The following is a 12,036-nucleotide window of genomic DNA, read 5'->3' on the forward strand; positions in this document are numbered from 1 at the left end:
CCGCGGCCGCGAGGCCGCGGCCACCTGCCATGTCAGGAGCGCCAGTCCGGTCACGATCAGGGCGGAGACCAGCGCACCTCCGCCGACCAGGAAGCCACCGACACACAGCGCGGCGACGAGCGCGGCATACCCATGAACAGCCGGTCGCATCTCGACCCCTCCTCCGAATGTCACTGACAGTAATCATGCCCACCTCGCAGGGTGACACACGCCACTGACAGTCGGGGATTCACCAATGCGCCAACGTCCGCACATACCGGTCGCGAGAGAGCGGGAAGCAGGGCGCGAAATCGCCGGAGCCGGAAAAGGGCGTGGCACGGGCGTGGCACGGGCATGACACGCGGCACGCCCATGGTCCCGACGCGACCCGATGCCCGACAATGATCCGCATGGTCTTCGCACGCACAACCGCCTCAGCACCGCCCGGGACACCACAGGCCGGACTGCGGGAGCGGAAGAAGATCCAGACCCGGCAGGCGATCCGCCGGGCCGCCTTCCGGCTCTTCGAGCAGCAGGGGTACGACGCGACCCCCGTCGACCGGATCGCCGCCGCCGCCGACGTCTCGCCCAGCACGGTCTTCCGCTACTTCCCCACCAAGGAAGACATCGTGCTCACCGACGACTACGACGCCGTACTGGAGGCGGGGATCCGCGCCCGCCCCGCCGGCGAGCCGATGGTCGAGTCGGTGCGGCACGTCGCCGTCGAGGCGCTGCACCGGATCACCGCGGCGGACCGGACCGAACTCGCCCAGCGCGCCCGGCTGATCCGCGACGTGCCCGCCATCCGCGGCCGGACGGCGGAGAACCACGCCCGGGAGGCCGAGATCATCGGCGCCGCCCTGGCCGAGCGCACCGGCCGCCCGGCCGACGACCTGGAGGTACGGGTCATCAGCGCGGCCATCCTGGCGGCCCTCCAGGAGGCGATGCTGCGCTGGGTGGCGGAGGGTCCGTCCCCGACCCTGGAGGAGCTGATCCACCGGACGCTGGACGTGCTGGCGCGCGGCCTCACTCTGTGACCGCGCGCCCGTCGTCCCCCGCAACGGCGACAGCGCCCCCCGGGGAGTGCGCCACCGGCTCGTCCGGCTCGCCCAGCCGCGCCGCCAGCCGGGCCCGCAGCCGCGACAACCGCGCGATATGGCCGTCCCCCGCGGCGTCAGCCCGGCGGCTGCCGCCGCGTCCCCGATACGCATCCGCCCTCCCCCTTCGCCCCGTAGCGTCCCGCTAGGGCCGATCCGCCGGGTCCGCATGGGCCCGCGCCGCCCCGTCGAGGGCGCGCTCGACACCGGCCGCCCCGTACAGCAACTCCTCGTCCGCGCCGAACGCGCCCACCAGTTGGAGCCCCAGCGGCAGCCCGTTGGCGGCGCGGCCGGCGGGCAGGCCGACGGCCGGCAGCCCGGCGTTGCTCCAGGGCAGGCACATGATCGACGACCCGGTGGTGGTGAGGTCGGCGGGCGCCGGGCCGGTGGCCGACGGGGCGATCCACAGGTCGATCCCGGCGGTCGCCGCGTCGTCCGCGAGCCGCTCGCGGAAGGCGGCGCGCCGCACCCGGGCCGCCTCGTAGTCGGCGTCCCCGATCGTGTGACCCCGGCGGATGGCCGCCGCGGTCTGCTCCCGGTAGCGGTCGGCGTACCGCCCGAACCACCGGGCGTGCGCCCGCGCGACCTCGTAGCGGTTCATCGTGAAGAGCTGCTCGACGACCTGCTCGAAGTCGTCCAGCACGGGCACCTCGCGCACCTCGTACCCGGCCGCGGCGAGGGTCGCCCGCTGCTCCTCGAAGGCGCGCAGGGCCTCGGCGCCGGCCCGCTCCAGATAGGGGCCGGCCGGCACGCCCAGCACCGGGCGCCGCCGCGGCCCGTCCGCGTCCGGTTCCCATCCGTCGCAGAGCACCGCGCCGGCCAGCGCGATCCCCGCCACGTCCGCCGCGTAGCACCCGAGGGTGTCGAAGCTGACGGCGTTCGGGATCACCCCGCCGACCGGGATCCGCCCGTAGGACGGCTTGAAGCCGACCACTCCGCAGTACGCGGCGGGGCGGATCATCGAGCCGACGGTCTGTGTCCCGATGGCCAGCGGCACCAACCCGGCGGCGACCGCGGCGGCCGATCCACTGCTCGAACCGCCGGGCGTGTGCGCCGGGTTGTGCGGATTGCGGGTCGGCCCGGGGGCGGTGACCGCGAACTCCGCGGTCACCGTCTTGCCCGCGATCAGCGCCCCGGCGGCGCGCAGCCTCTCCACGACGGCGGCCTGAGCGCCGCCCAGCTCCTCGGGCGGCAACGCCGAACCCGCCCGGGTGGGCAGGCCGTCGACGTGCACGATGTCCTTGACCCCGACCGGTACGCCGTAGAGGGCGGGCCGCGCGGCGGGGTCCGACGGGCCGTCCGCCGCCAGCTCCCGCGCCGCCTCCAGGAGCCGCGCGCGCCGCCCGTCCTCCGGGACGAAGGCCCGGACGTACGGATCGACGGCGTCGATCCGGTCGCACGAGCGGTGCACCGCGTCGACGGGGTCGGACGCGCCGGACCGCAGCGCCGCGGCCTCCCGGACAAGTGAGCGGTACCCCAGCAAGGTCGTCACCCGTGCAGGCTACCGCCGGGAACGGCGATCCCCCGGACGATCGACGCCCGCGGGCGTTCCCGTCCGCGACCGCTCCCCCTGGCGCCGTACTCTCACAACTCCACCAGTACGGCGCCCAGATGGCGCCCCTCCGTCAGCTCGCGCAGCGCCCGCGGGGCCTCCTCGATGCCGTGCAGCCGGGCGTGCGGGAAGGTGAGGGTGCCGTCGCGCAGGCCCTGGCCGAGCATCCGGTTCCACTCCGGGATGAGGTCCAGGTGGTCGTAAAGGGCGACCCCGCGCATCGTGATGCTCCGGGACAGCAGCGACAGGGTGTCGATCTCGGTGGTGGTCCGGCGCCCGTCGGAGAGCTGGGTGGCCAGCGCGCCCACGATGGCCAGCCGGGCGCCCCTGTTGGCGACGGCCAGCGCGGCGGCCAGCTGCTCGCCGCCCACGTTGTCGAAGAGCGCGTCGATGCCCTCCGGGGCGGCTGCGCGGAGCTGCTCCTCGATGGGGCCGGCACCGCGGATCACCACCGCGTCATAGCCGAGTTCCTTGATCAGGCGGTCGGCCTTCTGCCGCGAACCCGTACTGCCGATGACCCGTGCGGCGCCGCGCAGTTTGGCGATCTGCCCGGCCAGGGAACCGACGCCGCCGGCGGCCCCGGTGACGAACACCGTGTCCCCGGGGCGTACTTCGGCGCCGCGATCGATGCCCATCAGGGCGGTGGGCCCCTGCGAGAGGTAACCGGCCGGGTCGGGCAGCAGATCGGGGTCGAGCCGCTGGACCTGCGCGGCGTCCACCAGACTGTGTTCGCGCCAGCCGAGGCGGTGCGCCACCAGGTCGCCGGGCTTGAGGTCGGTGCCCGGGGCGGCCACCACCTCGCCGACGGCCGGGCCGTTGAGCGCCTCGCCGACCACGAAGGACGGCATGGGAACGGAGGTGACCTCGTCCATCAGGGTGCGCATCACGGCGGCGACGCCCATCAAGGTGTTGCGTACCAGGACCTGGCCCTGACCCGGATCCGGAACCGGTACCTCCGCGATCTCGAAGAGGTCGTCGGTGACCGGCCCCGTGGGGCGGGCGGCCAGGCGGACTTCGCGGTGCGTGTTCGTCATGCCCCGAGGCTAGAACCTGACGCGCACGTCAAGGTCAATCCGGTCGCTGGTCCTAGGACTTGTGGCGGGGGCCGCGGGAATCGCCGTACGGCTCCGGTGGGTCCGGCGGCCCCGACGCCTCACCCCCGCAGCCGCTCCGCCAGCTCCTCCGGGTCCGTGGTCGGCCGCTCACAGGTGAAGTTGCGGCATACGTAGGCGGCCGGTTTGCCGTCGACCAGGGGGCGCGCCATCAGCAGCGGCACTTCCGCGGCGTCGTCCGCCCCGGGGGCGCCCAGCGCGACGACCGTCCCGGGTGCGGTACCGAGCAGCGCGGCACGGTGCAGCCCACGGGTGGCCGGATCGTCCCGCGGGCCGACCACCGCGACCTCGCGCGGCCCGTCCAGCGCGGCCTCGGCGACGGCGAGCCCCCAGCCGATGAAGCGCGGCGCCCGGCCGCCCAGGGCGGTGACGATCCCCAGGGCGCGCTCCGCGGCGTCCCGGTGGAGGGCGCTGCCGGTCAGCGCCCCGTAGGAGAGCAGGGCGCCGGCCGCCGCGGTCCACCCGGAGGGGGTGGCGTTGTCGGTCGGGTCCTGGGGGCGCCGGATCAGCGTCTCGGCGTCCGCGGCGGTGTCGTAGAGCGCGCCGTCCTCGCCGGTGAACTGGACGATGACGGTGTCCAGGAGGAAGCCCGCGAAGTCCACCCAGACACCCTCGCCGGTGACCGAGGCCAGGGTGAGGAAGCCCTCGGCGACGTTCGCGTAGTCGTCCAGGACACCGGAGTTGGCGCCGGCGGTGCCGTCCCGGGAGGTGCGGTGCAGCCGCGCCTGCCAGTCCATGTGGACGCGGACGAGCAGGTCGGCGGCGTCGGTGGCGGCCTGGATCAGGTCGGGCCGGTCGAAGTAGGCGCCGGCCTCGGCGAGTGCGGCGACGGCGAGCCCGTTCCAGGAGGCGACGACCTTGTCGTCCCGTCCGGGGCGCGGTCGCTCCGCGCGCGCCGCGAGCAGCCGCTCCTTGACGGAGGCCACCCGCTCGGCGTCTACCGGGCCGCCGGCATCCGGGAGCTGGAGAACAGAGGCGCCGGCCTCGAAGGTGCCCTCGTCCGTCACGCCGAAGTAGGTGGCGGCGAACTCCGCGTCCTTCTCGCCCAGTACGGAGCGCAGCTGCTCGGGCGTCCATACGTAGTACGCGCCCTCGGCGTGCCGGCCGCTGCCCGTGCCGTCGTCGCTGTCCGCGTCCAGCGCCGAGGCGAAGCCGCCCTGGTCGGTGCGGAGTTCGCGGACCATGAAGTCGGCGGTCTCCAGGGCGACCCGGCGGGCCAGGTCGCTGAGTCCACCAGCGGCTCCGCCGCCGGCGGTGGCTCGCCACAGATGGGCGTAGGTCCGGCACAGCAGGGCGTTGTCGTAGAGCATCTTCTCGAAGTGCGGAACGACCCACTCCCGGTCCACCGCATAGCGCGCGAACCCGCCGCCGAGCTGGTCGTAGATCCCGCCGCGGGCCATCGCCGCGCAGGTGGCCTGCACCATTTCCAGCGCCCCGGCGGAGCCCGTCCGGGCGTGGTGGCGGAGCAGGAACTCCAGCGCCATGGACGGCGGGAACTTCGGCGCGCCGCCGAATCCCCCGTGCACCGCGTCGAATTCGCGGGTCAGGCCCATCAGGGCGGCGTGCAGCTCCTCGGGGCCCGGCGGGCGGCGGTCCGCGGCGGGCAGCGACTCGGAGAGCGAGCGGCCCGCCAGATCGGCGGCGATCCGGCCGGCGACCTCGCCGACCTCGTCGCGGCGGTCGGCCCAGGCGCTGCGGACGCCCTCCAGGACCTGCCCGAAGGACGGCATGCCGTGACGGGGGCTCGGCGGGAAGTACGTGCCGAAGTAGAACGGCTCGGCGTCCGGGGTCAGGAAGACGGTCATCGGCCAGCCGCCCTGGCCGGTGGCGGCCTGTACGGCTTCCATGTACACGGCGTCGACGTCCGGGCGCTCCTCGCGGTCGACCTTGACGGACACGAAGTGCTCATTGAGCAGCGCGGCGGTTGACGGGTCCTCGAAGCTTTCGTGGGCCATGACGTGGCACCAGTGGCAGGAGCTGTAGCCGACGCTCAGCAGCACCGGCACACCGCGCCGCCGCGCCTCCTCGAACGCTTCGGCGGACCATGGCCACCAGTCGACCGGGTTGTCGGCGTGCTGGAGCAGATATGGGGAAGTCTCATGAGCCAGGCGGTTCGGCATGGGGCCATCCTCTCCCAACGAGGCTGCGGGTGCCGGGAGCGGAGGGAGTTATCCACAGCCCTGCCGGAATCGGCGCGGAGACGGAAGACTGTGCATACGCCGGTGATCACTGCCGGCGCGGACCGCGGGGACGCAACGACGCCTCCCCGGGGTGCCGGGTGACCGCCGGCGCATGCTGGAACCGCCGGAAAAGCTGCTGGAACTGCTGGAACTGCCGGAAACACTGGAGACTGCTGGAGGGGGACGGGCATGCCGGGCTCACTGGCCGTGCTGCGTGACAGCCACCGGAAGGAAGCGGAAGACCTGCTGGCGCGGGCCGTTGAGGAGGAGGTGCGCCGCTCGGGCGGCCGGCTCGACGGGGCCGCGCTGCTCAGCCGGGCGCGCGCGGCGCTGGACGATCTGGCGGCCTCCGCGGCCGAGGAGTACGCCGCGTACGTCCGCGCGCTGGACGAGGCGGCCGCCGGTCAGCAGCCGCTCTCCGGGCGGCTGTCGCGCAAGCAGCTGAGCACCCCGACGGTGACGACGCTGGTGGCGGCGGTGGCAGCGTTCGGAACAGACCTGCTGTACGGCACGGGGAGCGGCCCGGCGCTCGCCGCCGGCTCGGCCGTCCTGGTGGCCGGCGCGGTGGCGACGGTCCTGAAGCTGACCGCCGGCCACTTCCCGGCGGCCCACCATCAGGCGGGTCTGCGCGGCCAGCCGGGCGGCCCGGAGCAGCTGCGGCTCCAGTGGCTGACGGCCCTGGAGGTGCGCGGGATCCGACCGTTCCTCGACCAGCAGCGGATGCTGACGGCGGCGGCGAGGGGCAGCGGTTCGAAGTCCAAGCCCGCCACCTCGAAGACCGCCCGGGGGCCTCAGCTGCGCGGCGCGGACCGCAGCGCGGCGGCCCGCCAGCGGTCCGTACTGGAGCAGTCGTTCGCGCAACTCCCGCGCCCGGACGGCCTGTTCGCCGGGCGGCGCGCCGAGCTGACGCAGATCGCGCAGTGGGTGCACGCGGGCCGCGCGAGCACCGAGACCAAACCGATCGTGGTGGTGCTGCACGGCGAGCCGGGCTCCGGGCGGACGGCGCTCGCGGTGCGGGCCGCGCATCAGCTGCGCGATCAGTTCCGTGGCGCGTGCGTGGTGGATCTGCGCGGTGACACCCCTGGCGAGGTGCCGCTGCCGACCCGGGACGCCCTGATGCATCTGCTCAACCGCCTGGGCGCCCCGCGCGAGCAACTGCTGTTCCGCGAGCGCCCGTCCCAGGAACAGCACGTCAAACGGCTCACCGAGATCTACCACCAGCATCTGACCGGCCTGCCGGTGACGGTGCTGCTGGACGACACCTCGGACGCCGAGCAGGTGCGCGCCCTGGTGCCGGACCGCTCCGACAGCCTGGTGCTGGTCACCTCCCGGGAGCCGCTGGAGCTGCCGGCGGACCTGGAGGCGTGGGTGCACCAGCTGCCGGTGGGCGCGCTGGACGCGGCGGGCACCGAGGAGCTGCTGCGGTCGGCCGCCCCCGGGGACGAGCCGCCGGGCGAGACGGCCCCGTACGACTCGCAGGCGATCGACCGGATCTCCGAGCTGTGTGCGGGCCTGCCGCTGGCGCTGCGGGTGGCGGGCTCCTCACTGGAGACGCGCTCACCCGCCTCGCTGGCCACGGACCTGGCCGCCCACGACGGGGGGCCGGTGGAGCGGGCCCTGTCGCTGCGCTATGCGGACCAGGCGCCGCAGGCCCGGCAGTTGCTGCGCCGGCTGGCCCTGGTGGGCCGAGCGAGCCTGGGCGTGGCCGCCGCCGCGGCGCTGCTGGGCGTGGCGAACGCGGAGGCGGAGCAGCGGCTGGCGGCGCTGGTCGGGGCCGGGCTGATCGAGCACGTCCGCGGTGAGCGCTACCGCCTGCACGCGCTGGTACACGGCTTCGCGCACGCCCGGCTGATGGCCGAGGAGGAGCCGGCCGAGCGCAGCGCGGCCCAGGAGCGGCTGATCCGCGGCTACGCGGAGCTGGCCGACTCGGTGATCCGGCTGGTGGACGGCAACACGTCGACCCGCGCCGACCGCTTCGGTTCGCACGGCTTCACGTCCCTGGACGCGGCCCTGCAGTGGCTGGACGACGAGACCAGCTTCATCACGGCCGCGCTGCGGCACGCCGATCAGGACGTCGACCAGGCGACGGTCTCGCATCTGCTGGGCGCGCTGTGCGACTACTGCCTGCTGCGCGGCGACCTCTACCGCCTGGGCGAGCTGAGCGAGTTGACCCGGGCGGTCGGCCAGGGGCTGCTGGTGCGCTCGGTGCAGTGGCGCACGGGTGTCGCCGCCCGGCAGCTGGGCGAGCTGGACCGGGCCCGGACGACCCTGTCGTCGGTGGTCGACCTCTACTTCGAGGCACAGCACCCGGTGGGCGCCGCCCGTGCGCTGCGCGACCTGGGCATCACGCTCCAGCACCAGGGCAACCTCACCGAGGCCGCGGCCAAGCTGCGCGAGGCGCTGGACCTCCAGGCCGGCCCCGACATGCACGGCGACCGGGCGTGGACGCTGCACGCCCTGGCCGCGGTGGAGCGGGACCGGGCGCGGATCTCCGAGGCGCTCGCCATGCTGCGGGAGTCGCTGGAGCTCCATGAGGAGAGCGAGAGCATCCACGGCCAGGCGTGGGCGCACTTCCAGCGCGGCCAGGTGTATCTCCGGATGGGCGACGTCCCCCGCGCCGAGGCCGCGCTCCAGTCGGCGATGGAGCTCTACGGCCGTACCCACGACGACCGGGGCACGGCCTGGGCGATGACCCAGCTGGCGCGGGCCCGCCTGGTGGACGGCGACCCCGGCCCCGCGGTGGACCAGCTGCGCCAGGCGATGCCGCTGCACCACCAGCACGAGGACGCGCGCGGTGAGGCGTGGACGATGTACTACCTCGGCCAGGCCCTGGAGGAGCGCGGTGAGCACGACGCGGCGCTGCGGCAGCTGGAGCGCTCGCGGAACATGTTCAGCCGGATGCAGGACGCGTACGGCCTCGCCTGCGCCCGGCACCATGCGGGCCGGGTCACCCGGGACATGCGGGCCGAGCAGACCGGCTCGCTGCGCAACAGCGGCTTCGCCCGGCAGCTGCTCCAGGACGCCCGCAAGGACTTCCAGCGGATCGGGGTGGCGCACGGCGAGGGGTGGTCCCTGCTGGAGTTGGTGATCATCGACGCCGGCAACGGCCGCGCGGCCCAGGCGCTGGAGCTGGCGGACGAGGCCGCGCAGATCTTCGCCGGGTACGGCGACAAACGCGGCGAGGACTGGGCGCGCTTCCTGCGGTGCACCCTGCTGCCGTTCGCCTCACCGGGCGGTTCGGTGGTGGGTGTCGCGGTGGCGCAGGAGGAGCTGGCCCAGCTGATCCGGGAGTCGCACGACGGCCGGGACTCCAAGCTGGAGGACTGCGCGCAGACCTTCGCGCTGCTGCTGGAGCGCGGTGTGGAGCCGGAGACGGGATGGCAGGCCTGGCGGCTCGGCATGGTGCCGAACCGCCACGCCCGGGAGATCATGGGGGTGCCGGTCGCGCCGTCGGCCGCCGTGGACTGACGTCGTCGGCGCACGGCGCGCTAGCGTCGCACGGCGTCGCGATACGGCTCGCTGACCGCTCGGGTCAGCGAGCCGCCGGGCGCGCCGGCCGGCCGCTGCCAGACGGCCGGCCCCAGGCCGCCACCCGGTCATCGCCCCCGCGGGCCGCCGGGGCTTTCGGGGTCTTTGGGCGTCAGGTGGTCTTCGGATCGGAGGCCGCCGCGGCGGCCGGGGTGGTGCCCGCTTCGCCGTCCTCCGGCGCCTCCTCGAAGTTCACCTTGCGCATCTGCTTGTTCATGGACTTCAGCAGGAGCCAGGTGACACCGCCCATGATCGCGAAGACGATGAAGCCGAGGACGCCGGGGGTCACCTTGTCCTTGTCGAAGCTGTCGGCAAGGGTGACGAAGTGCGTCAGGGCGAGGGTGCTGGTCGCGCTCATCATGGCCTCAATTGTTGCGGATGCCCGCGAAGAGGTCGTCCTCGGGGAGGGAAGTGTCCACGAGCGACTTCGCGAGCTCGTATTCCTCCGTCGGCCAGACCTCGCGCTGGATGTCCATCGGGACTCGGAACCACCCGCCGTCGGGGTCGATCTGGGTGGCGTGCGCGATCAGCGCCTTGTCGCGGATCTCGAAGAAGTCGGCGCACGGGATGTAGGTGGTCAGGGTGCGCTCGCGCTGCTCGAACTGCTTCCAGCGCTCCAGCCACTCCCCGTACGGCGAGTCCATGCCGCGGGCCAGCAGCGCCTCGTGGAGCGCGATGGTGCGCGGCTTGTTGAAGCCCTGGTTGTAGTAGAGCTTCTGCGGCTGCCAGGGCTCGCCGGCCTCCGGGTACTTCTCCGGGTCGCCGGCCGCCTCGAAGGCCACCATCGTGATCTTGTGGGTCATGATGTGGTCCGGGTGCGGGTAGCCGCCGTTCTCGTCGTAGGTCGTGATGACCTGCGGCTTGAACTCCCGGATCAGCCTGACCAGGCGCCCGGCCGCGGCCTCGACGTCCTCAAGCGCGAAGCAGCCCTCGGGCAGCGGCGGCAGCGGGTCGCCCTCGGGCAGCCCGGAGTCGACGAAGCCCAGCCACTCCTGCTTGACACCGAGGATCTCCCGGGCCTCGTCCATTTCCTTCTTGCGTACCTCGTGGATGTGCTCCTCGATGTACGGATCGCCCTGGAGTTTCGGGTTGAGAATGGACCCTCGCTCGCCCCCTGTGCAGGTGACGACCAGCACGTCCACCCCCTCGGACACGTACTTGGCCATGGTGGCCGCACCCTTGCTCGACTCGTCGTCGGGGTGGGCGTGGACCGCCATCAAACGCAGCTGCTCAGTCAAGACTCGATCCTCAGTGAAGCGCCGGAGAAGATGCCTCCTATAGTGACCGAAGCAGGGGGGCGCTGTATTCCCTGGGGCGGGGACCCCCGGGGGTTCTGTTTCCCGGTCCCCGTAGCAGGAGGATGGATCATGACCGCGGTGCGCGAAGGGCTTCCCGAGGGACGCTACGGCCGCTCCGCGGATGAGCACGCGGACCGCAAGCTCAAGATCATCGGCTCGGTGCTGGGCGTCGCGCTGCTCGGCGTGATCGGCTGGTCGGGCGTCTCGTACATCTCCGGGCAGGAGCTCAGCGGGCGCATCATCACCTGGGACGCGGTCTCCGACCAGGCGGTCAAGGTGCACCTGGAAGTCGTCAAGGGCAAGGACGACAAGGGCGTCTGCACGCTCCGCTCGCAGGCCGCGGACGGCTCCGAGGTCGGGCGCAGGGACGTCACCATCGACCAGCGCTCCGGGCAGGTCGACACCGAGGTCACGCTGCGGACCACGAAGCGGGCCACCAACGCGATCCTGGTCGGCTGCACGGCGGCGTCGTCCGGCAACGGCTGACCGGCCCGGCCGGGCGGCCGGAGCGGCTGCCGCGGAGGGCGCCCGGTGGCGGCCGACACGGACGGACGACCCGCGGGCCGTCCGATGACCGCCTCTGATCAGCGGTGATGCGTTTCTGTGCCGCCACTGTGAATTTCCTCTTCCCCCTTTTGTGCCGGAATTGTTAGGCTCGTGGTTTCGCCCACCTGTGAAGGCGCAAACCTTCCTGGTAGGGCGTTTGATTTATCCCCAGTACCGACGAGGAGCACCTGTGACCCAGACCAGCGAGAACGTCACCTGGCTGACCCAGGAGGCGTATGACCAGCTCAAGAAGGAGCTGGAGTACCTGTCTGGTCCCGCACGCGCCGAGATCACCGAGAAGATCCAGGCGGCCCGCGAGGAAGGTGACCTGAAGGAGAACGCCGGGTACCACGCGGCCAAGGAAGAGCAGGGCAAGCAGGAGCTCCGCGTACGCCAGCTCAAGCAGCTGCTGGAGAGCGCGAAGGTCGGCGAGGCCCCGGCGGCGAACGGCGTGGTCGCTCCCGGCATGGTCGTCACCATCGCGTTCGACGGAGACCCGGACGACACCCTGCGGTTCCTGCTGGCCTCGCGGGAGTACGCGAGCGCGGACATCGAGACCTACTCCCCGCAGTCGCCGCTGGGGTCCGGCGTGAACGGCAAGAAGGTCGGCGCCGACGCGGAGTACGAGCTCCCCAACGGCAAGAAGGCGAGCGTGAAGATCCTCGACGCCAAGCCGTACACCGGCTGAGCCACCGGATAGATCGAAGACGACGCCAGGGAAGCGGCCCGGAGCGACAGGCTCCG

9 protein-coding genes are annotated in these 12,036 nt (G+C 73.0%); 4 read left to right on the forward strand and 5 right to left on the reverse strand.

Annotated features, from left to right (window positions below; translation table 11 throughout):
- The first annotated feature begins 389 nt into the window (after positions 1-389).
- Positions 390-1,016, forward strand: coding sequence for a TetR/AcrR family transcriptional regulator (locus ACO1BR_RS16690; RefSeq protein ID WP_426795847.1), 627 nt, complete (start codon positions 390-392; stop codon positions 1,014-1,016).
- Positions 1,017-1,221: 205 nt separating this feature from the next.
- On the opposite strand, the gene ACO1BR_RS16695 is transcribed toward ACO1BR_RS16690, so the two are convergent.
- The 3 genes from ACO1BR_RS16695 to ACO1BR_RS16705 all read right to left on the reverse strand — a co-directional run bounded on the left by ACO1BR_RS16695 (position 1,222) and on the right by ACO1BR_RS16705 (position 5,860).
- On the reverse strand, positions 1,222-2,568 hold the full coding sequence (locus tag ACO1BR_RS16695; RefSeq protein WP_426795848.1) for an amidase: 1,347 nt from the start codon (positions 2,566-2,568) through the stop codon (positions 1,222-1,224).
- 92 nt (positions 2,569-2,660) lie between these two features.
- Positions 2,661-3,662 carry a zinc-binding dehydrogenase gene (locus ACO1BR_RS16700; RefSeq protein WP_426795849.1) on the reverse strand — a complete coding sequence of 334 codons (1,002 nt, stop codon included), beginning with the start codon at positions 3,660-3,662 and terminating at the stop codon, positions 2,661-2,663.
- A 119-nt stretch (positions 3,663-3,781) separates the two neighbouring features.
- The gene (locus ACO1BR_RS16705) at positions 3,782-5,860 is read right to left on the reverse strand and encodes a thioredoxin domain-containing protein (RefSeq protein ID WP_426795850.1); all 2,079 of its coding nucleotides are present in this window, start codon (positions 5,858-5,860) and stop codon (positions 3,782-3,784) included.
- A 249-nt stretch (positions 5,861-6,109) separates the two neighbouring features.
- On the opposite strand from ACO1BR_RS16705, the gene ACO1BR_RS16710 reads away from it, so the two are divergent.
- Entirely contained in the window at positions 6,110-9,388 is a 3,279-nt protein-coding gene (locus ACO1BR_RS16710) for a tetratricopeptide repeat protein (RefSeq protein WP_426795851.1), read from the forward strand.
- Between the two features lie 172 nt (positions 9,389-9,560).
- On the opposite strand, the gene ACO1BR_RS16715 is transcribed toward ACO1BR_RS16710, so the two are convergent.
- Together ACO1BR_RS16715 and mca are read right to left on the reverse strand one after the other, a co-directional pair.
- On the reverse strand, positions 9,561-9,809 hold the full coding sequence (locus ACO1BR_RS16715) for a hypothetical protein (protein WP_159508320.1): 249 nt from the start codon (positions 9,807-9,809) through the stop codon (positions 9,561-9,563).
- A gap of 4 nt (positions 9,810-9,813) precedes the next feature.
- Complete coding sequence (mca, locus tag ACO1BR_RS16720) at positions 9,814-10,686, reverse strand: mycothiol conjugate amidase Mca (RefSeq protein ID WP_426795852.1); 873 nt, start codon at positions 10,684-10,686, stop codon at positions 9,814-9,816.
- A 129-nt stretch (positions 10,687-10,815) separates the two neighbouring features.
- Here mca and ACO1BR_RS16725 point away from each other — a divergent pair, with 129 nt between their 5' ends.
- Together ACO1BR_RS16725 and greA are read left to right on the forward strand one after the other, a co-directional pair.
- Positions 10,816-11,232, forward strand: a complete 417-nt coding sequence (locus ACO1BR_RS16725) for a DUF4307 domain-containing protein (RefSeq protein WP_426795853.1) — start codon at positions 10,816-10,818, stop codon at positions 11,230-11,232.
- Between the two features lie 250 nt (positions 11,233-11,482).
- Positions 11,483-11,980, forward strand: coding sequence for a transcription elongation factor GreA (greA, locus tag ACO1BR_RS16730; protein ID WP_426795854.1), 498 nt, complete (start codon positions 11,483-11,485; stop codon positions 11,978-11,980).
- Positions 11,981-12,036: the final 56 nt, after the last annotated feature.

Source organism: Streptomyces sp. YGL11-2, assembly GCF_050054615.1.
In the GTDB taxonomy this organism is placed as follows: domain Bacteria; phylum Actinomycetota; class Actinomycetes; order Streptomycetales; family Streptomycetaceae; genus Streptomyces.